Below are 19,327 nucleotides of genomic sequence, written 5' to 3'. Positions count from 1 at the left end.
CGCCTGCGCCGGTGCGGCAGCGGTCCTCCGGCGTCGCGCGCCGCGGCCGCCGGGTCCCGTGCGAAAGGCGTGAAACCGGAGGCGGCGAGATCGCGCGCCGCCTCCGCGTGGCGGGACCGATGTCACGGCAGTGCCGCGGGGCGCGACCGGCAGGACCGGGCGGGCACCGGCATTTCACCCTGCGCGCGCCTTCGTGTACGAGACCGAGCCCCGCCTTCCGCGACCCGGTCGACGGGCTCCCCCGCCCGTCACACGACGGCAGAGACCTTGGACATGGCAGTGACCGATCAAGACGCGGCGCCGGTCTCCACCGGGGTGGTCGGCCTCGACCACATCCTGGCCGGCGGCTACGCGTCCCGACGCTCGCACCTCATCGAAGGGCGGCCCGGGTCCGGCAAGACGACGCTGGCGATGCAGTTCCTGCTCGACGGGGTGAAGCGCGGCGAGCGCTGCCTGTACATCACGCTCTCGGAAAGCCGGCGGGAGCTCCTGAACGTCGCGGCGCGCCACGGCTGGACCCTCGACGGCGTCGAGATCTGTGAGCTCGTCGCGCCGGAACTGAGCCTCGACCCGGGCCAGCAGCAGAGCCTCGTCCATACCTCCGATCTCGAGCTCGGCGAGACCGTCCGCATGGCGATCGCCGCGATCGAGCGGTCCAAGCCGCAGCGCGTCGTCTTCGACAGCCTGTCGGAGATCCGGCTGCTCTCGCAGGGGTCGCTGCGCTACCGCCGGCAGGTCCACGCCCTGCGCAGCTTCCTGCTGATCCAGAACACCACGGCGCTCCTCCTCGACGACCTGACCGCCGAGGCCGACGACCTGAACCTGCACAGCCTCAGCCATGCCGTGATCCGGCTGGAGCAGCTCGCGCCGCTCTACGGAGGCGAACGGCGGCGGCTGCGGGTGATCAAGATGCGCGGCACGGCGTTTCGGGGCGGGTTCCACGATTACGTCATCCGGCGCGGCGGCCTGACGGTGTTCCCGCGGCTCGTCGCGGCCGAGCATCTCGGCACCGTCACGGACGACCAGTGCAGCACGGGTAGCCCCGAACTCGACCTGCTGCTCGGTGGCGGCGTCGACCGCGGGACCAGCACGATGCTGATCGGCCCGTCCGGCGTCGGCAAGTCGACGGTGGCGCTCACCTGCATCACCGCGGCGATCGCCCGCGGCGAGAAGGCCCTGATCCTCAGCTTCGACGAGACCACGGGCGTGCTGCGCCGACGGGCGCGCGGCCTTGGCATGCCGCTTGACGCCGTGATCGCCTCCGGCGATCTCCGGGTCGAACAGATCGATCCGGCGGAGGTCTCGCCCGGGGAACTCGCCGACATCGTGCAGGATTCGGTGGAGCGTCGGGGCGTCACGACGGTCGTGATCGATTCCCTGACCGGCTACCACAACGCCATGCCGGAGGAGAATCACCTGCTCCTGCAGATGCATGAGCTGCTGACCTACCTGAACCAGCAGGGCGTCATCAGCCTCTTGGTGCTGGCGCAGCACGGCATGATCGGCGCGATGGGTGCGCATGTCGACCTGACCTATCTCAGCGACACGATTCTGCTGTTCCGCATCTTCGAGGCGGACGGGCGTCTGCGCCGCGCGATCTCCGTCGTGAAGAAGCGGACCGGCAGCCACGAGGACGCGATCCGTGAATTGCGGATCGACTCCGGTGGGATCCGCGTTGGCGAACCGCTCAGCGCGTTCAGAGGGATCATGACCGGCGTCCCGACATACGAAGGTAAGGGCTCATCACTCTTGCCCACCCGCATGACTGACTTGTCCACCCGCATGGCTGATGACCGAGGCTGAACCGCCGGTTCTGATCTTCACGCCGGGTGGCCGCGACGCCGTCGTCGCCGCGACCATCCTCGGCGAGGAGCGGATCGCGTCGCAGGTCTGCGGCAGCTTCGCGGAGGTGGTCTCCCGGCTGGACATGGCGGCCTGCGCGATCCTCACCGAGGAGGCGCTGCTGTCCTCGAACCGGCAAGCGCTGGCAGCGTGGATCGCCGCGCAGCCGCCGTGGTCCGATTTCCCGTTCATCCTCCTGCGCCTGCGAGGCGCCGAACCCAACGCGCAGCTGACCGACCTGCTGGGCAACGTGAACGTGCTGGAGCGCCCGTTCCATCCGGCGACGCTGGTCATGGCGGCCCGCGCCGCCCATCGCGCCAAGCGTCGGCAGCTCGAGGCGCGGGCCTATCTCGAGGAACGCGAGCGGACGACCGAGCGGCAGGCGCTCCTGATCCGCGAGCTGCATCACCGGGTGAAGAACACCCTGGCGACGGTCCAGGCGCTCCTCGGGGCCTCGGCCCGGTCCGCCACCAGCGTCGACGCGTTCTACGCGTCGTTCTCGGCGCGGGTAATCTCGCTGGCCAAGACCCACAATCTCCTGACGGAGGATTACTGGCAGCAGGCGCCCTTGCGCGAGATGCTGATGAACGAACTGGGCCCCTACAACGACGTCGAGGGCTCCCGCATCCAGCTCGACGGCCCCCAGGTCGACCTGATGGGCGACCTCGCGGTCCCGACCGGCATGGCCATCCACGAGCTGACGACGAATGCGGCCAAGCACGGCGCCCTGTCGGTTCCGGAGGGCCGGATCCGGATCCGCTGGGAGGTCGAGCAGACGCCGGCCGCGCGCATGCTCCATCTCGCCTGGACCGAGCGGGGTGGGCCGGCCACGGGGACGCCGACCCGGAAGGGTTTCGGCTCGACGCTCCTGCAGCGCGTCCTCAAGGTCCAGTGCGAGGCGGAGATCGCCTTCGATTTCCAGCCGGCCGGCCTGCATTTCACCATGCGCGCCCCGCTGCCCGAGACGCGCGTCGTCCCGGCCTACTGACCGCACCGGGTCTTCGAACGGGGCCGCGCCGGGCGGGGCGCCCTGGATGTGTGCTGTCACACAGACGTGTGTTGCAACAGACCGCTCCGCTCGAACCTATCGCAGGTGCGAGATTTGGAATGTCGCGTCACAGCGGCATGTCGTTCGATGAAACAGTTTGCACCTCTCCTGGCGGCCCTCTTGGCCTGGGCCGCGTTCGGAACCTGGGCCGAAGCCCGGCGATCTGCGCTCCAGACGGACAGCCCGGCGCTGCGTCCGGGAATCGAGGCCGATCTGGCGGCCCGGAACTGTCCGGACGTCCGGATCGACACGGAGCGATTCCGCCAGTTCTCCCGCGAGAACCACCTCAACCATGCCGATTTCTTCACGAAGAAACGCTCGGTTGCGTTGCAGCAGGATCTGGATGCGGAGCGGGCGCAGTTCCGCGATCGCCCCGAGGAGGCCTGCGCACAGGCGTGGGACAAGTACGGCGAGGACGGTCGCGTGCTGCATCTCCTCGCCCGCAGATAGGCACCGTGCCGGCAGGCTCGGACCCGTTCGGGCTGGCCGCGGCGCCATGACCGGAGCGGTGACGATGGTGCGGGTGCGCCCATCGGCTCGTTCACCGGCCGGCCTGACCGGATCGGGGATTCGCCTCCACACGTCCGCGGATTTCGAAACGGATCTTCTCGCGTTCGTGGCAGTCCGGGAATAAAACTCCGATCCTCACCGTACCGCACCAGCAGATCTCAAGACATGACCGCCCGCGCGTGCGGCGCTCGAGATAAAACTGCGCTCGAATGACCCGATTGCGAGCAGAACATTTTTCGATACCGCAGCAATTGGGAACGCCGTTTCATTGACGGCGGGGGATGGGGCCTTCAATTCTAGTGGCCTGTTTGGATGTCCGGCCGCGCAACCTCCGCTCTTCGTGATCGGGGTGGCCCGTCATCCTGTCCCGCATCAAGGCATCCGGAATGACACGACCGAGACTCGTCGGGCTGAGCGCGAACGTGCAGCGGCCGTCCAAGACCCGGACCCTGGTGGACGCGGTGCTGCGCGAGGCGGGCGCCCGGGCGCCCMTCGACGCGCGGATCCTCGACTTCGTCGATGCCGGCACGGGCCTCGGTGCCGCCTGGACCCGTGACCAGCTCGCGCCGGAAGCCCGGAGCGTGCTCGCGGCCATCGAGGAGGCGGACGGGCTCGTGGTCGGCTCGCCGGTCTACAAGGGCGCCTATACCGGCCTGTTCAAGCACCTGTTCGACCTCGTCGATCCGGGGGCGCTGGCCGGCAAGCCCGTGGCGATCGTGGCCACCGGCGGCGGCGCGCGCCATGCCCTCGTGGTCGAGCACGCCTTCCGGCCGCTCTTCGGCTTCTTCGGCGCCCTCCAGATCCCGACGGCCGTCTACGCCTCCGACCCCGATTTCAGCGACGGCGTGCTCACCGAGGCCGGCGTGCGCGCCCGCGCCGCCGAAGCCGGCGGGCAGCTCGCCGCGCTGCTCGTGCACCGGTCGGCCTCCGCCGCGCCCCTCGTCCTGGCCGCCGCCGAGTGAGCCGGGCGATGCTCGACCGCCGCACCCTGCTGGCCGCCCTGGCGGCCCTGCCAATCGCGCCGGCCCTGGTCCGGGGCGCCCGGGCGGCCGAATCCGGCGTGGTCCGGATCGGCTACCAGAAGAACGGCATCCTGGTCGTCGCCAAGCAGCAGGGGATCATCGAGAAGCGCCTGGAGCCCCTCGGCCAGAGCGTGCGCTGGGTCGAGTTCTCCTTCGGGCCGCCGCTGCTGGAAGCCCTGTCGCTCGACGGGATCGACTTCGGGCAGACCGGCGACGCACCGCCGATCTTCGCGCAGGCCGCGCGCGCGAATCTCGTCTACGCGGCCGCCCAGGAGGCCGGCGGTTCCGGTGCGGGAATCCTGCTGCCGAAGGACTCCACGATCCGGAGCCTCGCCGACCTCAAGGGCAGGCGGGTCGCCTTCGCCAAGGCGTCGAGCGCGCACAACCTGACCATTGCGGCGCTGGAGAAGGCCGGCCTGGGCTACGCCGACATCGCGCCGGTGACCCTGGCTCCCGCCGATGCCGCGGCGGCCTTCGCCCGGGGCAGCATCGACGCCTGGACGATCTGGGACCCGTACTTCGCCATCGCCGAGGCCGGGGAGGGGGTGCGGGTGCTGGCGCGCGCCACCGACATCACCCCGCAGAACAACTTCTTCCTGGCGAGCCGCCCCTTCGCGGAGACCCGCGCCCCGGTGCTCGCCGCGGTGATCGAGGCGCTCGGCGCGGTGGCCGCGTGGTGCACGCAGAACCGCGGCGCGGTGGCGGAACTCCTGTCGCAGGGCACGGGCGTGCCGCTGGCCGCGACCCGGCGGGCGGTGGACCGCACCGACTACGTGATCGGCCCGATGACCGACCGCGTCGCCGCCACCCAGCAGGCGATCGCCGACCGCTTCCACGCCCTGAAGCTGATCCCGAAGCCGATCCGCATCGCCGACGCGGTCTGGACGGCGCCCGCTCGCAACGGCTGAGAACCCCGGCTCACGCTCCATGACCGACCGCACGCCCCGCCCCCTGACCCTGCCGCCGTCCGACGGACCGGCGCCGAACCGACGCCTGCTCCTGTCCGCYGGGCTCGGCCTCGCGGCGGCCGCGATGCTGCGCCCCGCACGGGCCGCGGGCAGCCTTCGGATCGGCTACCAGAAATACGGCTCCCTGGTGCTGCTCAAGGGCCGCGGCACCCTTGAGAGGGCGCTCCAGCCGCTCGGCCTCACGGTGGCGTGGTCGGAATTCCCGTCCGGGCCGCCGCTCCTGGAGGCGCTGAATGCCGGGGCGATCGACTTCGGCTCGGCCGGCGAGGCCCCGCCGATCTTCGCGCAAGGAGCGAGCCCGGAGCTGCGCTACGTCGCCACCGAGCCACCGGCGCCGCGGGGCGAGGCGATCCTCGTGCCCCGGGACAGCCCGGTGCGCAGCGTCGCGGACCTGCGCGGCCGGACCATCGTCCTCAACAAGGGCTCCAACGTCCACTTCCTGCTGGTGCGCGCCCTGGAGCAGGCCGGCCTGCCCTACGATGCGGTGAAGCTCGCGTTCCTGGCGCCGGCGGATGCCAACGCCGCCTTCGTGCGCGGCTCCGTCGACGCCTGGGCGATCTGGGATCCGTATCTCGCCGCCGCCGAGCGCGCCACGGGCGCCCGGGTCCTGGCCGACGGGCAGGGGCTCGCCCCCAACCGCCAGTTCTACCTCTCCCGGCGCGGCTTCACCGACGCGAGCCCCGAGATCGTGTCGGCCGTGATCCGGGCGATCGGGGAGGTCGATGCCTGGGCGGAGGGCCATGCCGACGCCGTGGCGGCGGAACTCGCCCCCGCGGTGGGCATCCCCGCGCCGGTCCTCAGCGTCGCCCTCGGGCGGCTATCCTACGGCGTCGCGCCCCTCGACGCCGCGGCGGTCGCCGACCAGCAGAGGGTCGCCGACGCCTTTCACGGCCTCGGCCTCCTGCCGAAGCCGATCCGGGTCGCCGACGCGGTCTGGACGCAGCCCGAGCGCAGAGCCGAGAACCGGGCCGAGAACAGGACGGAGAACCGGTGATGCGCCCCGTCACGGTCGACCGCCTGCGCGACACGGCCCTGCCCTGGCTCCTGCCGGCCGCGATCCTCCTCGGCTGGCAGGGCGCGGTCTCGGCCGGGCTCGTCTCCAACCGGTTCATGCCGGCGCCCCTCGACGTGGTCCGGGCCGGCTGGGAGGCCGGGCGGACCGGGGAACTCTGGACCAATCTCGGGGTCAGCACCCTGCGGGCGCTGGCGGGCTTCGTGGTCGGCGGCGGCATCGGCTTCGCACTGGGCCTCGCCAACGGCCTGTCGCGCGTCTCGGAGCGGCTCACCGACACCTCGGTGCAGATGGTGCGCAACGTGCCCCACCTGTCGCTGATCCCGCTGGTGATCCTGTGGTTCGGCATCGGCGAGGAGGCCAAGCTGTTCCTCGTGGCGCTGGGCGTGTTCTTCCCGATCTACGCCAACACCCTGCACGGGATCCGCTCGGTGGATCCGGGGCTCGTCGAGATGGGCCGGGTCTACGGCATGTCCCGCACGGCGCTGTTCACCCGGGTGGTGCTGCCCGGCGCCCTGCCGTCGATCTTCGTCGGCCTGCGCTACGGCCTGGGGATCATGTGGCTGACGCTGATCGTCGCCGAGACGATCTCCGCCTCGTCGGGGCTCGGCTACATGGCCATGCAGGCGCGCGAGTTCATGCTGGTCGACGTCGTGGTGCTGGCGATCCTGATCTACGCGGGCCTCGGCAAGCTCGCCGACGCCCTGACCCGCCAGCTCGAGCGCACCTGCCTCGCCTGGAATCCTGCCTACAGGAGCGCCTGATGCTGCGCGACGCCGTCCGCCGCGAGGCGCGTCCCGATCCGGTCTCCGAGCCCCGTCAGGCGGCTGGTCCCGCGCCGATGCGGGCGCCCACGGAGCTCGGCCGGCGCGGGATCGCTGTCACCGTCCGCGACCTGCACAAGAGCTTCGACGGCACCGCCGTCATCGAGGGCCTGAACCTGTTCCTGCCGGCCGGCGGGTTCACCGCGGTGGTCGGCCGCTCCGGCTGCGGCAAGAGCACCCTGCTGCGCCTGATCCTCGGGCTGGAGACGCCCACCGGCGGCCGGATCGACCTGGAAGGGCCGGCGACGTCGCCCCGCCGGTCCGAGCCGCCGATGCGGATCATGTTCCAGGAGCCGCGCCTGCTGCCCTGGGCGCGGGTCGTCGACAACGTCGCGGTCGGCCTGTCCGGCCTCGGCTCCCGGGCCGAGCGCCGCGAGCGGGCACTGGCGGCCCTCGCCGAGGTCGGGCTCGGCGACAAGGCGGGACAGTGGCCCGCGACCCTGTCGGGCGGCCAGCGCCAGCGCGTGGCGCTGGCCCGGGCGCTGGTGAGCCGGCCGGGCCTGCTCGCCCTCGACGAGCCGCTCGGCGCCCTCGACGCCCTGACCCGGATCGGCATGCAGGACCTGATCGAGCGGATCTGGCGGGCGCAGGGCTTCACGGCGCTGCTCGTGACCCACGACGTCGCCGAGGCAGTGGCGCTGGCCGACCGGATCCTCGTGGTGGAAGCCGGGCGGATCGCCCTCGATCTGCGGGTCGACGTGCCGCGCCCGCGCCGGCGCGGGGATCCGGATCTCGCCCGCCTCGAAGGCCGCATCCTCGATCACCTGCTCGGATCGCAGCCGACCCCCTGACCGCAGGCCGCCGTTTCCCGGACACGGCGGCCCGCCCTCGCTCTCGACGATCGCCGGACACGCACAGTCGGATCCGGCTTTTCCGCATCCGCCCCCCGGGCCGCACAGGAGATTCCGATGACCGCAGCCAATGACGGGCGCGCCGACGTCCTCTGGTTCCTGCCGACCCACGGCGACGGGCGCTATCTCGGCGCTCAGGAAGGCGCCCGCGAGGTCTCGCTCGGCTACCTCCGCCAGATCGCCCAGGGCGCGGATGAACTCGGCTATTACGGCGTGCTCCTGCCCACGGGGCGCTCCTGCGAGGATTCCTGGATCGTCGCCTCGGCGCTGGCCCCGCTGACCAAGCGCCTGCGCTTCCTCGTGGCGGTGCGGCCGGGCCTGATGGAGCCCTCCGCGGCCGCCCGCATGACCGCGACCCTCGACCGGATCTCGGACGGGCGCCTCCTGATCAACGTCGTCACCGGCGGCGATCCGGTGGAACTCGCCGGCGACGGCGTGTTCCTGTCCCACGACGCGCGCTACGCCGTCACCGACGAGTTCCTGACGATCTGGCGCGGCCTGCTCGCGGGCGAGACCGTGACGTTCCAGGGCGAGCACCTGCGCACCGAGAACGGCCGGGTGATCTTCCCGCCGGTGCAGAAGCCCTATCCGCCGCTCTATTTCGGCGGCTCCTCGCCCGCCGGCATGGCGGTCGCGGCCGAGCATTGCGACGTCTACCTCACCTGGGGCGAGCCCCCGGCGCAGGTCGCCGAGAAGATCGCCGCCGCCCGGCAGGCCGCCGAGGCGAAGGGTAAGACCTTCTCGTACGGCATCCGCCTGCACGTGATCGCCCGCGAGACCGAGGCCGCGGCCTGGGACGCCGCAGAGACGCTGATCTCGAAGCTCGACGACGCCACCATCGCCAAGGCGCAGGAGACCCTGAAGCGGCAGGATTCCATCGGACAGAGCCGCATGATGGCCCTCCACGGCGGCAGCCGCGACAGGCTCGTGGTGGCCCCGAACCTCTGGGCCGGCGTCGGCCTCGTGCGCGGCGGCGCCGGCACGGCCCTGGTCGGCTCGGCCGACCAGGTCGCCGACCGGATGAAGGAATACATCGATCTCGGGATCGACCGCTTCATCCTCTCGGGCTATCCGCACCTGGAGGAGGCCTACCGCTTCGCCGAACTGGTCTTCCCGAAGCTGCCCCTGCGCGCCACCACGGGCCGGCCGGTGGGCAATGCCCGCAATGACGGCCCGTTCGGCGAGATCATCGCCAACGACCTCGTGCCGGCCCGCCGCGTCGGGGCGCACTGACCGGGAGATCGGCCCGGCCGGCACGATCGAGCATGGCTGATCTGCATCCGGATTGTTCGGATGTCATGGTGACGCCATCCTTGGCGTCCATCCGCCCCGCCCATCGCTGCGCGGCGCGCTCGCGCGGCCTGGACGAGCGAAGGATATCGATGACTTCGACCAAGACGGCCCTCCTGGCCATCGGTCTGTGCCTCGGCCCCGCCGCGGCCTTCGCGGCGCCATCCCCGGCCCGCGACGCGCTCAAGCAATACTGCACCGGCGACTACATGGATTACTGCAGCGCCTACGCCCCGGGCGGCCCGGAGGTCGAGGCCTGCTTCAAGGCCAATCTCAAGAAGCTCTCGCCCAACTGCTCGGCAGCGATCACCGCCTACAAGAAGGAGCAGCGGGCGACCAAGCGCGTCAGCGAGGCGCGCTGATCCGTCACCGCACGGCGACGCCCAGAGGCGCGCCGCTGCAGCCGAGATGCGCCGGGTTGGTCGAGACCACCCCGGCATTGCACCCCGCCTGCGTCCCGACATAGAGGGGCGTGCCCCCGGATCCGGGCCGCGCGAGGTAGCCGATCGGCCGCGTGCCGGCATCGAGATGGCGGGGATTGCTGGTGACGAGTCCCGCATCCACCCCGGCCGCCGTGCCGACATAGACGGGCGGGTCGCCTGGGGCACCCGATCGCGCCAGCGTGGCGCCGATCGGCGCCGTGGCGCAGCCCTTGTATCCGGGATCGATCGTCACCTCGCCGGCGTTGCATCCGCCCTGCGTCCCGACATAGAGCGCCGTACCGGGCTCCCGGGCGGCCGGGGGCGGCGCGATCGCGGCCTGCGGCGCCGTAGTGGCCTGCGGCGCGATCGTGGCCTGCGGCGCGATCGTGGCCTGCGGCGCGATCGTGGCCTGCGGCGCTTGGGCGGCCCGGCCGCCGGCCAGCGCCGTCCGCAGGGCCGCGATCCCCGCCTTGACGTCCTCCAGCGTGCCGACCACCACGTAGCAGGTGTAGCTGTGTGCCCCGGCCGGGACATTGTTCTCGCGGAAGACGCAGTTCCACTTCACCGTCGCGTTGCCGGGGCCGGGCAGGGTCGCGAAGTTGAACCGGCCGTAGCCCGCGTTCGGCACGGCCGGCTGGGGGAGGGCGGGGCTGTACACGCCCATGGCCCGGGATCCGTCGGCATTGGCCAGGATCACCGGCACGCCCTGCTCGGCCGGCCCCGCCGAGAGCGGCGCGGCGTGGCCCGTCGCCGGATCGTAGCTCCAGAACTGCGCGAAGTCGGGCGGCATGTAGGCGGTGGCCGCCTCGAAGGTCGCGGAGGCATGCGGCTCGGCGGTGACGTAGGTGGCGCGGTAGGCGATGGCGTTGGCCACGCCCTCGGCGCCGAGGGTGACGCGCTTGGCCAGGACGTCGTTGGAGCGCGACCCGGCATGGGGGCCGGGACCCTTCGGGCAATTGCCGGTCGTCGCCCCGGGCGCGACCCAGTAGGCCATCTGGGACCGGGTCTCGAGCGTGTCAGCGCCGACCTGAAGGGCGGTGAGCAGGCTCGTGCTGCGCGAACCGGTGCCGTCGGCATCGCTGCCGGCCTCCGTGGGGTTCAGGCACTCCCCGTAGCCGTCGAAGGCGGCGGCCGATTGCAGCTCGCGGCCGTGGTCGCGGGCGTTGATGAACTGCGTGCCGCCCCAGGTGAGGCTGTCGATGGCGCCCGCGGTCCGGGACGAGACGCCGACGGCGAGGGGCGATCCCTTGAACGGCCGGCTGATCGTCGCCCGGCCACCGGGCTCGGGCCAGGCGATCGACGGCGCATCCGCGGCGCGGGCGGACCCGGCGAAGCCGGCGAGCAGCAGCGCCGCGAAGGCGGGACGGGTGGGTCGGATCGGTGCGGTCATCGGCGACTCCTGGGCGCCGTCCGCTTAACAGGTGCGGGCGCGCCGTCCAGGATCGCATCCCGGATGCCGGACGCCGACCCGCGCGCCGGCCAGGACCAGACGGCGGCGTCGCCCGCAGGTCTCACCCGGGTTCCATCGCCCACCACCCGTACCGATGCTGGCTTCGGAGAGCCTCAAACCTGCACGATAATTTAAGCCCGTGGCCGCCATCAGGTCAGGACAGGCGCGGCCGAACTGTCAGTCCTGCGGCCCCGTGATGATCGGCCCGCGCGACTGGCGGGAACCTGTCTCGGCCGCCCCGGAGACTTCACGATGTGGAGGCCGTGCCGATGACGACCACCGACCTGACCTCCGCCGGGACCGCCTCCCGGGCCGGCGGCCGCGAGGCCATGCTGCGCGGGGCGCGCATCGCCGCCGCTGCGGCCGTGACCGTGATGGTGCTGCTCCTCGACCTCATCAGCTACTCCCAGCTCATCTTCGCGGGGCCGCTGGCGGAGAGCCGCGCCGCCGGCCTGTCGGGGCTCCTCGCGGCCTATGTGCTGGGCAGCCTCGTCTTCATCGCGCTCCGCCGGACCGCGCGGATCTCGCTCTCCTTCATCGGCGCGGCCGCGATCGTGCAGGCCGCGATCGCCGCGGGCGTCGCCGGGCAGCTGGAAGCCGCGGGCGTGACCGATCCGGAGACGGTCGGCCAGCTCGTCCTCGTCGCCTGCGGCGTGTCGACCTTCGCCACCGGACTGGTCTTCGCGCTGCTCGGCACCCTCCGGGCCTCCCTGCTGGTGCAGCTCCTGCCCTATCCTGTGCTCGCCGGCTTCCTCGGCGGCGTCGGGCTGCTGTTCCTGCGCAGCGGCGTGCAGATCGGCGGCCATGTCGACGACCCGCTGGCGGCCCTTCTGCGCGCCGTCGACCCCGCGAGCCTCGATCCGGGCCGGATCGACGCCGGGGCGCTGGCGCGCATCGCCCTGACGCTCGGCATCGGGTTCTGCGCCTTCTACCTGCCTCGGATCGTCCGACACTGGGGGACCTATCCGGCGGTCATCCTGTCGAGCCTCGCCGTGGTCCATCTCGGGCTCGCCTGGACGGGCACCAGCGTCGCCACCGGGCAGGCCGCGGGCTGGCTCATCGAGCCGCTGCCGACGGGAACCCTGCTGCGCCTGCCCGCCATCGGCAGCCTCACGGCCTTCGATCCGCACCTGCTCCTGCCGATCTGGCCCAAGATCGCCACCCTGGTCGTCGTGGCGGTGATCATCCAGATCCTCTACGTGGTGAGCGTCGAGCTGGAGATCCGGCGCGACCTCGACATCGACCGGCTGTTCGTCGCCTCCGGCGCCACCAACATGGTCGGCAGCCTGTTCGGCAGCTCCGCGATGGGCTTCGGCCGGACCTCCACGCTCCTGCTGCACAATATCGGCGGCGGCCACTGGCTCGGCTGGTGGCTGACGCTCGCCGTCATGGCGGCGCTGCTCATCGTCGGCGCGAGCCCTCTGGCGCTGCTGCCCCGCCCGCTGGCCGGCGGCGCCCTGATCGCCATCGGCGTCGGGCTGCTGTTCAACCTGAACGTCGCCTGCCGGACCCTTCCGGGCTGGGAGATCGCCATCGCCCTGGTCGTGTGCGCCGCCACCGCGTTCTTCGGGGCCACCACGGGCTTCCTGGTCGGCGTCCTGCTGGCGATCCTGATCTTCGGGGTCCAGTACGGACAGATCGGCGCGATCCGCCGGTCGCTCTCGGGGACGGACCGGCGCAGCAGCGTCATCCGCGGTCCCGACGCGGCCGCCCGGCTCGCGGCGGCCGGTGGCCGGACCCGGATCTACACCCTGCAGGGCTACCTGTTCTTCCTCAACGCGCAGGCGATCCACCGCCGGGCCGCAGCGGAGACCGGGGATCTGCGGGTCCTGATCCTGGACTTCCGCGAGACCGTCGGGCTCGACAGTTCGGCGCTGATCGCGTTCCGCAAGGTCGGCCAGCTCGCCGAGCAGCGGGGCTTCGACGTGCTGCTGGTCCATCTCGAGCCGGCGGCGCGCCTGCAGATCACCCGCAACGGCCTCACCGCCGACCCGCGATTCCGGATCCGCGACACCCTGGACGAGGCCCTGCGCGAAGCCGAGTCGCTGCTGCTGGCGGAGGCCGGCGGCGCCGGCCCGGGGGAGGTCGCCCGCTTCGCCCGGCATATGGCCGATCGGCTGGGCCGCCCGTTCGGGCCGGAGGATTTCGCCCCGTATCTCACCGTCCGCGAACTCGCGGCGGGGGAGGCGCTGATGCGCCAGGGGGAGGCGGCCGACGCCCTCTACTTCCTGGAGAAGGGCCTCGTCTCCATCGAGATGGAGGTGCCCGGCCGCGGCAACCTGCGCCTGCGCACGACCACGGCAGGCACGGTGATCGGTGAGATCGCGCTGGTCCAGGGCGGCCGGCGCACCGCCACGGCCATCGCCGAGAGCCCCTGCCGGGTGGTCGGCGTCGACCGCGCCGCCCTCGCCCGCATGGAGCGGGAGCGCCCCGACCTCGCCCTCACCTTCCAGCGCTTCCTGATCCTGGAGCTCGCCGGCAAGGTCTCGGACACGAATCGCCTCCTCGAGGCGGAGATGCAGTGACGCGCCCGGCGGCGCGCCGTCCCGCGGGATCAGGCCGCCGCCAGCATCACGGCGAGCCCGAGATGGGTGACCTGATGCAGGAACTGGTCGATGCCGACCAGCCACCAGAACCGGGCATCCGTGGGGGGCAGGCGCATCCTCTGGCCGGCCAGCGCCTTGCCGCGGTCGATCGCCGTGTGGATCGCGAAGTCCACGAGCGCCAGCCACCACAAGGCCGGCTGCACCGCGAGGGCGATCAGCAGCGTACCGAGTCCGTGCAGGCCGGTATGGGCGCAGAGCGGGGCGAGCCAGCCTGACGGCCGCTGCTTGCCCTGCGCCATCCAGTTCGTCTGGAAGAAGAAATCCGCCGCGAGGTGTTTCACTTCGAACGCGAAGACCAGCAGCGCGAAGGCACCCACCGGGACGAGCGTATCGACGGACGGCATCGCGGCCCTGCTTCTCCTGCCGCGATCCTGCGGGGACGGATTCGGATCCGCGTACCGCGCTCCGAATCGACCAGGGCGAGCATACACGCACCGTCCGGCCCTGGCGCGGGCCGAAATCCAATGCCCCCGGTCGGCCCGTTTCCAGATGCCGCGGCTCCTCGTCAGACAGACGGAAGATGTTGATACCCGCAGCGTATAGTACGCCATGTTGTTCTCTCATATTCCAGCGATCACGAGCGGATCTCGTAAGTTTTAATCATTCCAATTCATGAAGATAGACGTTGGCGCACAAAACAAACCCATGATAGCCCTCCGGCCTGCGCGAACCGCGCGGGCGGGACATTGTGAGCGGGATGGTGGCGGCCCGGAATTGCGATGCCGGCATCTCCGGCCAGAGGATCGCGGCGCCCGCGGTATGCGGGCTTGGCCGGCAGCCGCCCGGCGGATCCTGGAACCTCGCGGCGTTCGAGCGCCATCGCGCCGGCTATCTGACGAGCGCGCGCCGGATCCTCGGCTGCCCGGCCCAGGCCGAGGACGTCGTCCAGGACGTGCTGCTCCGGCTGATCGCGGATCCGCCCGAGGCCGCCGACGCGGTCCAGGCCGCCTATGTCGGGCGGATGGTGAGGAACCTCGCCCTCGACCGCGCCCGGCGGCAGGGCTTCGAGCGGCGCCTGTTCACCGGCCTCGACGCCGCCCCCGACCCCGCCGATACCGGCCTTGGGACCCCGGAGGCAGCGGCCGCGTCCCGCGAATCCCTGCGGCAGGTGGCGGCCGCGGTGGCCGAGCTGCCGGAGCCGGTGCGCACGGCCTTCCGGCTCCACCGGGTCGAGGGCGTGCCGCAGATCGAGATCGCGGCCCGGCTCGGGGTCTCACGCGCCCTGGTGTGCGGCCTCGTGCGCCGCGGCCACCTGCACTGCCTCGCGGCCCTCGACCGGCGATGCGCCGCCTGCCCGGCGCGCGCCGAGGCCCCAGGCCAGCAGCAGCGCCAGGCCGAGCCCGTCGGCCAGGAACTCGGCCGCGACCCGGCTGGCGAGCACCCCCGCATAGCCGAGGAGCGGCGGCAGGATCAGGAGCGGCGGGATCAGCGCCAGCCCCTGCGCCGCCAGCGACACGGCCGCGGCCCGGCGCGGCGCGCCGATCGCCTGGAACAGGGTCGCGGCCGTGAGCTGTAGGCCAACCGGCATGAAGGCGATGGCGAAGAGCGCGGTGGCGCGCGCTCCCTCCCGGGCGGTCGCCGGATCCTGCGCGAACAGGCCCGCGAGGGGCTCGGCCCAGGCGATCATCAGCCCGCCGACGACGAGCCCGTAGGCGAGGGCGGCGGCGAGCACGAAGACGAGGGCGCGGTGCAGCCGGTCCCGGCGGCCGGCGCCGGCGGCATGGCCGAGGACGGCCTGGGCGCCCGCCATCGTCCCCAGGAGCGGCAGCGCCGCCACCAGGGTCAGCCGAAGGGCGATGCCCTGCGCGGCGACCGCGGCGTCGCCGTAGGGGGCCGCCGCCTCCACGAACAGCGCCATCGCGAAGGCCGCGAGCAGGCTGGAGCCGGTGGCCGGCACGGCGAGCGTCAGGGCCTCGGTGAAGGCTCGGCGTCCGATCCGGCCGCCGGGCCAGCGGAACGATACCCGGTCCGGTCCCCGCGCCCGGGCGAAATGCACGCCGTAGGCGGCCGCCCCCGCGAGTTGCGCGCCGATCGCCGCCCAGCCGGCACCGACGGTGCCGAGGCCGCAGACCCGGATGAGCACCGCGTCGAGCAGGATGTTGAGGCCGAAGCTGCCGACCATGACGGCGCCGCTGAGGCGCGCATGGCCCTGGGCGCGCACGATGAAGCCGCCGACGATCATCACCAGCATCAGCGCGGTGCCGATCGTGGCGAGCGCCGTGTAGGGCGCGGCCTGCGCGGCGAGGGCGGCGTCGGCGCCGAGGAGGCGCAGCCAGAACGGCGTGTCGGCCGCGATCGCGGCCGTGACGGCGAGGCCGGCCGGCAGGCTCAGCCAGAAGCCGAGGCCGGCGGAGGCCGCGGCGCGGTCGCGATCCCCGGCCCCGAGGGCGCGGGCGACCTGCGAGGCCGCCGCGATCCCGGCCCCGTAGCCGAGCGCCGCCACCAGCAGCGTGACCGGGTACGCGATGGCGATGGTGGCGATCGCGGCCGCGCCGAGATCGGCCACGAACCAGGCGTTGACCAGCATCTGCAGCGCATGCGCCGAGATGCCGAGGATCGCCGGCCCCGACAGCCGCAGGATGACGGCGACGACCGCGTCCCGGTCGAGATCGACCGGCCGCCTCACGGGACCGCCGCGGCGGACCGGATCGCCGCCCGGGCCGCCCGCTCCTCGGCGAGGATCGTCCGCGCGATGGCGCCGGCCCGCACCGGCAGGATCGACAGTAGGGTCTCGGTCAACCCGTGGGTCGGCTCGCTGAAGCCCTGGAGATGCAGGCTCACCCGGGGCTCGGCGCGCGCCAGCGGCAGGCGGTAATGCCGGTCCGCATTGGTGCCGGCCATGAACGGGCGCAGGGGATCGAGGATCGCCGGCACGGTGGCGCGCTGGTAGCCGGTGGCGCAGATCACCGCCGCGTAGCTCTGCCGCGCCTCGGTCCCGTCGACGTCGTCGCGCAGGATCGCGCGCAGGCCCTCCGGGGCCGGCTCCAGGGCGACCACCCGGGTGCTCCGCCGCAGCCGGTAGCGGGTCACGCCGCTCACCGTCTGCTCGTAGAGGGTGGCGTAGAAATCCTGGATCAGGTCCGCGTCGACCACCGCGTAGTTGGTGGCCCGGTGGGCGGCGATCAGCTCGGCCCGAACGGGTTCCGGGGCGCCGTGGATGCGGTCGACGGCGACGGGGTCGAAGATCTCGTTGACGAAGGGGCTGTCGTCGGCGGGCTTCAGGGCCGGACCCCGGATCGCGAGGTCGACGAGCGCCCGCGGGTAGCGCGCGCCGAGGTCGGTGGCGATCTCCACGGCGCTCTGGCCGCCGCCCACCACGAGGATGCGGGGCTCCGGCCCGTCGAGGCGCGGCGCCCCGAGGGCCTGCGCGATCCCCGGCAGGTACCAGGAGGAGTGGATCAGCCGCCGGTCCTGCGCGTGCGCCGCGAAGGGGGCGGGGAGCGCCGGGTCGCCGCCCGCGGCCACGACGAGGTGCCGGCAGCGGCGCAGGCGGGGCGACCCGGCGCCGTCCCGCGCCTCGACCACGAAGGCGGCGAGCCGCCCGTCGCGGACCTCCGGCCGGACGGCCTCCACGGTCTCGCCATACGCGACCGCGTCGGAGAAATGGTCCGCCGCCCAGGCGAGGTAATCGTTGTACTCGACCCGGGACGGATTGAACGTCTTGAGGTTGAGGAAGGTGCTGAGCCGCCCCTTCACGTGCAGGTAGTTGAGGAAGCTGAACGGGCTCGTCGGATCGCGCAGGGACACGAGGTCCTTCACGAAGCTGATCTGCATGTCGGCCCCGGGCAGCAGCATCGCCCGGTGCCAGCCGAATTGCGCCTGCCGCTCGATGAACCGCAGGGACGGCCGCGGCGGCCCGTCGCCCATCGCGGCCCGCAGGGCGATGGCCAGGGACAGGTTGGCCGGGCCGAAGCCGATGCCGATGATGTCGTCGGTCGCGGGGTGATCCGTCATCGCTCGCATCCCTGTTGGCGCGGAAGCTCGGTCCAGGCCGGCACGGCGGGGGGCCGCGGCGCGGCGTCGGCGGCGGCCGCGCCCGGCACCCAGAGCCGGTCGCGGACGAAGTGCTCGCGCGTCAGGGCGACCAGCGCCGCGCGCTTGTGGGGGAAGTCGACGGTGGCGATCGTGGCGAAGCCGGAGGCGTGGAGGTTCCGGATCTGCTGGGCGTGGTCGGCCCGCGGCTCGCCGACGATGCGCTGCGTGCGCGGCTCGTCGAGGAACAGGTAGTGCATCAGCGACGGCAGCCAGGCCGACAGATAGGGCCGCCCGCGCACGGCGGCCTCGCCGATCGCCACGTGCCAGCCGCGGTCGTACGGACCGGATTCGTAGAGCGGTCCGAGGCGGCTCTCCCGTGCCCAGTACAGCTCGAAATAGCCGAACGGCGTCCCGTCGAGGCAGCCGAACAGCGGCAGGGTCGCGGGGTCGGCCTGGAGCTTGGCGATGTAGGCGGCATGCGCCGCGCAGGTGCCGGTCTCCTGCCAGATCGCGGCGACCCGGGGATCGTTCATCCACGCGGAGAACAGGGCGACGTCGCCGGGCTCCGTCACCGTGCGAAAGCTCAAGCGCCGGTCGAGCCAGGGGATCGCCCGCGCGTAGACCGTGCCGGAAGGCGTTTCGGGCCGGAGCGGGTGGCGGCGTCCGTCCGTGGCGGTGAACAGCTCGGGAAAGGGCGGGCGGCCCTGCGGCAGCCAGCGGCCGGCGCATTGCCAGAGGAGCCCCGGCAGGATCTCGACCCCGTCGCCGGTCCGCCGGGCCGCGCCGCGATCGAGTAGCCGCCCGGACGTCGCCGGATCGGCCACGACGGCGATGCGCAGGACCCGCGCATCCTGGGCGGTGAGCGCCTCGGCGCGCGCCAGGATCGCATCCACGGCCGCCGCCGGCTCGACCGGGCCGGCCAGGCGGATCACCGGCGCCTCCCGGGATCCGTCCACGACCAAGTCTCCCTGCGTCAAGTGTCCCTGCGTCGGGTGTCCCGGCGTCGAGCGTCCCTGCGTGTCGTCCCGCATCCGCAGCCTCCAAGGGTCCGTCATCCGTCCTCCGCCCGTCTCCCGCGTGTCGCCGGCACCTCCCTGACGGATGGGGCCGCCCGGCGTTCAGGCGTTCCGTGCGGGCTCTTGGCGGTCCCGGCGCGCCGCCGTGAACGGGACCGCGCCTCAACCGTCAGTTCCTCGAGGCCCGGAGCGGCGCAGGAGCGAGCGGATGGACAGGCAAGCCGGCCAGGAGGCCATCGCCGACAGGGCCGAGGACTGGACACGGGGTCCGGTGGTGGTGGCCTTCGACCGGGCCGGGCACGGCGCCTTCTGGCCGGCCGGGCGCGCGCTGCCCGCCGGCTGGATGCGCGCGTACGGCCCCTGCGGGATCGCGGCGGCGCGGGACTGGATCGCGGATCCGGCACACGCCCCCGAACCCGCCGGTGCGGCCGCGGGGGCGCCGGACGCGGACCCCGAGAGCGTGCCGGCCCGGCTCGCCCGCCTCGTCGCGG

Annotated in this window: 17 protein-coding genes and 1 pseudogene; 13 read left to right on the top strand and 5 right to left on the bottom strand. The window is 72.7% G+C overall.

Annotation, left to right across the window (positions count from 1 at the left end; genetic code table 11):
* Positions 1 to 273: 273 nt before the first annotated feature.
* The 10 genes from AC1DXK_RS25640 (at position 274) to AC1DXK_RS25595 (ending at position 9,729) form a co-directional block, all read left to right on the top strand.
* Positions 274 to 1,803: an ATPase domain-containing protein gene (locus tag AC1DXK_RS25640; protein WP_457108572.1), complete on the top strand. Its 1,530-nt coding sequence runs from the start codon at positions 274 to 276 to the stop codon at positions 1,801 to 1,803.
* On the top strand, positions 1,790 to 2,830 hold the full coding sequence (locus tag AC1DXK_RS25635) for a sensor histidine kinase (protein ID WP_477299408.1): 1,041 nt from the start codon (positions 1,790 to 1,792) through the stop codon (positions 2,828 to 2,830). The genes AC1DXK_RS25640 and AC1DXK_RS25635 overlap by 14 nt, the downstream gene beginning before the upstream one ends.
* Positions 2,831 to 2,977: 147 nt before the next feature.
* Positions 2,978 to 3,340 (top strand): hypothetical protein, encoded by a 363-nt coding sequence (locus AC1DXK_RS25630; protein ID WP_457108570.1) that lies wholly within the window; start codon positions 2,978 to 2,980, stop codon positions 3,338 to 3,340.
* Between the two features lie 446 nt (positions 3,341 to 3,786).
* Entirely contained in the window at positions 3,787 to 4,362 is a 576-nt protein-coding gene (gene msuE / locus AC1DXK_RS25625; RefSeq protein WP_477299407.1) for an FMN reductase, read from the top strand.
* A gap of 8 nt (positions 4,363 to 4,370) precedes the next feature.
* Positions 4,371 to 5,330, top strand: a complete 960-nt coding sequence (locus tag AC1DXK_RS25620) for an aliphatic sulfonate ABC transporter substrate-binding protein (RefSeq protein ID WP_457108568.1) — start codon at positions 4,371 to 4,373, stop codon at positions 5,328 to 5,330.
* 19 nt (positions 5,331 to 5,349) lie between these two features.
* Positions 5,350 to 6,384 (top strand): sulfonate ABC transporter substrate-binding protein, encoded by a 1,035-nt coding sequence (locus AC1DXK_RS25615; protein WP_457108567.1) that lies wholly within the window; start codon positions 5,350 to 5,352, stop codon positions 6,382 to 6,384.
* Positions 6,384 to 7,166 carry an aliphatic sulfonate ABC transporter permease SsuC gene (gene ssuC / locus AC1DXK_RS25610; RefSeq protein ID WP_457108566.1) on the top strand — a complete coding sequence of 261 codons (783 nt, stop codon included), beginning with the start codon at positions 6,384 to 6,386 and terminating at the stop codon, positions 7,164 to 7,166. Before AC1DXK_RS25615 ends, ssuC begins: the two co-directional genes overlap by 1 nt.
* The gene (locus tag AC1DXK_RS25605; RefSeq protein WP_457108565.1) at positions 7,166 to 8,017 is read left to right on the top strand and encodes an ABC transporter ATP-binding protein; all 852 of its coding nucleotides are present in this window, start codon (positions 7,166 to 7,168) and stop codon (positions 8,015 to 8,017) included. The genes ssuC and AC1DXK_RS25605 overlap by 1 nt, the downstream gene beginning before the upstream one ends.
* Positions 8,018 to 8,134: 117 nt before the next feature.
* Positions 8,135 to 9,310, top strand: coding sequence for an FMNH2-dependent alkanesulfonate monooxygenase (gene ssuD / locus AC1DXK_RS25600; protein ID WP_457108564.1), 1,176 nt, complete (start codon positions 8,135 to 8,137; stop codon positions 9,308 to 9,310).
* A 149-nt stretch (positions 9,311 to 9,459) separates the two neighbouring features.
* Positions 9,460 to 9,729 carry a hypothetical protein gene (locus AC1DXK_RS25595; protein WP_457108563.1) on the top strand — a complete coding sequence of 90 codons (270 nt, stop codon included), beginning with the start codon at positions 9,460 to 9,462 and terminating at the stop codon, positions 9,727 to 9,729.
* 4 nt (positions 9,730 to 9,733) lie between these two features.
* Here the strand turns inward: AC1DXK_RS25595 and AC1DXK_RS25590 are convergent, their stop codons facing one another.
* Positions 9,734 to 11,179 carry a hypothetical protein gene (locus tag AC1DXK_RS25590; protein ID WP_477299406.1) on the bottom strand — a complete coding sequence of 482 codons (1,446 nt, stop codon included), beginning with the start codon at positions 11,177 to 11,179 and terminating at the stop codon, positions 9,734 to 9,736.
* A gap of 329 nt (positions 11,180 to 11,508) precedes the next feature.
* Here AC1DXK_RS25590 and AC1DXK_RS25585 point away from each other — a divergent pair, with 329 nt between their 5' ends.
* Positions 11,509 to 13,764, top strand: coding sequence for an SLC26A/SulP transporter family protein (locus AC1DXK_RS25585; protein WP_457108561.1), 2,256 nt, complete (start codon positions 11,509 to 11,511; stop codon positions 13,762 to 13,764).
* A 29-nt stretch (positions 13,765 to 13,793) separates the two neighbouring features.
* Here AC1DXK_RS25585 and AC1DXK_RS25580 read toward each other — a convergent pair whose 3' ends face one another.
* On the bottom strand, positions 13,794 to 14,189 hold the full coding sequence (locus AC1DXK_RS25580; protein ID WP_457108560.1) for a DUF3307 domain-containing protein: 396 nt from the start codon (positions 14,187 to 14,189) through the stop codon (positions 13,794 to 13,796).
* A gap of 353 nt (positions 14,190 to 14,542) precedes the next feature.
* Here AC1DXK_RS25580 and AC1DXK_RS25575 point away from each other — a divergent pair.
* Positions 14,543 to 15,034, top strand: a pseudogene (locus tag AC1DXK_RS25575) (sigma factor); the annotation flags it as partial.
* Positions 15,035 to 15,058: 24 nt separating this feature from the next.
* Here AC1DXK_RS25575 and AC1DXK_RS25570 read toward each other — a convergent pair.
* The 3 genes from AC1DXK_RS25570 to AC1DXK_RS25560 are packed head-to-tail and all read right to left on the bottom strand — an operon-like array spanning position 15,059 to position 18,776.
* Positions 15,059 to 16,471 carry an MATE family efflux transporter gene (locus tag AC1DXK_RS25570; RefSeq protein ID WP_457108559.1) on the bottom strand — a complete coding sequence of 471 codons (1,413 nt, stop codon included), beginning with the start codon at positions 16,469 to 16,471 and terminating at the stop codon, positions 15,059 to 15,061.
* The gene (locus AC1DXK_RS25565) at positions 16,468 to 17,799 is read right to left on the bottom strand and encodes a lysine N(6)-hydroxylase/L-ornithine N(5)-oxygenase family protein (protein WP_457108558.1); all 1,332 of its coding nucleotides are present in this window, start codon (positions 17,797 to 17,799) and stop codon (positions 16,468 to 16,470) included. The genes AC1DXK_RS25570 and AC1DXK_RS25565 overlap by 4 nt, the downstream gene beginning before the upstream one ends.
* The gene (locus AC1DXK_RS25560; protein ID WP_457108557.1) at positions 17,796 to 18,776 is read right to left on the bottom strand and encodes a GNAT family N-acetyltransferase; all 981 of its coding nucleotides are present in this window, start codon (positions 18,774 to 18,776) and stop codon (positions 17,796 to 17,798) included. Before AC1DXK_RS25560 ends, AC1DXK_RS25565 begins: the two co-directional genes overlap by 4 nt.
* A 268-nt stretch (positions 18,777 to 19,044) precedes the next feature.
* On the opposite strand from AC1DXK_RS25560, the gene AC1DXK_RS25555 reads away from it, so the two are divergent.
* A partial coding sequence (locus tag AC1DXK_RS25555) for a hypothetical protein (RefSeq protein WP_477299405.1) occupies positions 19,045 to 19,327 on the top strand: 283 nt, incomplete at its 3' end.

The sequence above is a fragment of the Methylobacterium sp. P3_A11 genome (assembly GCF_056403155.1).
The sequence above is the reverse complement of the archived record's forward strand: the minus strand, read 5'-3'. Positions and strand labels throughout refer to the sequence as shown.

Excerpts from the sequence above, each read along its gene's own strand:
- AC1DXK_RS25590 (WP_477299406.1), bottom strand. The coding sequence starts at position 11,179 with ATGACCGCACCGATCCGACCCACCCGTCCCGCCTTCGCGGCGCTGCTG.
- AC1DXK_RS25565 (WP_457108558.1), bottom strand. The coding sequence starts at position 17,799 with ATGACGGATCACCCCGCGACCGACGACATCATCGGCATCGGCTTCGGC.
- AC1DXK_RS25595 (WP_457108563.1), top strand. The coding sequence starts at position 9,460 with ATGACTTCGACCAAGACGGCCCTCCTGGCCATCGGTCTGTGCCTCGGC.
- AC1DXK_RS25630 (WP_457108570.1), top strand. The coding sequence starts at position 2,978 with ATGAAACAGTTTGCACCTCTCCTGGCGGCCCTCTTGGCCTGGGCCGCG.
- ssuD (WP_457108564.1), top strand. The coding sequence starts at position 8,135 with ATGACCGCAGCCAATGACGGGCGCGCCGACGTCCTCTGGTTCCTGCCG.
- AC1DXK_RS25605 (WP_457108565.1), top strand. The coding sequence starts at position 7,166 with ATGCTGCGCGACGCCGTCCGCCGCGAGGCGCGTCCCGATCCGGTCTCC.
- AC1DXK_RS25580 (WP_457108560.1), bottom strand. The coding sequence starts at position 14,189 with ATGCCGTCCGTCGATACGCTCGTCCCGGTGGGTGCCTTCGCGCTGCTG.
- AC1DXK_RS25635 (WP_477299408.1), top strand. The coding sequence starts at position 1,790 with ATGACCGAGGCTGAACCGCCGGTTCTGATCTTCACGCCGGGTGGCCGC.
- AC1DXK_RS25620 (WP_457108568.1), top strand. The coding sequence starts at position 4,371 with ATGCTCGACCGCCGCACCCTGCTGGCCGCCCTGGCGGCCCTGCCAATC.
- ssuC (WP_457108566.1), top strand. The coding sequence starts at position 6,384 with ATGCGCCCCGTCACGGTCGACCGCCTGCGCGACACGGCCCTGCCCTGG.
- AC1DXK_RS25640 (WP_457108572.1), top strand. The coding sequence starts at position 274 with ATGGCAGTGACCGATCAAGACGCGGCGCCGGTCTCCACCGGGGTGGTC.
- AC1DXK_RS25585 (WP_457108561.1), top strand. The coding sequence starts at position 11,509 with ATGACGACCACCGACCTGACCTCCGCCGGGACCGCCTCCCGGGCCGGC.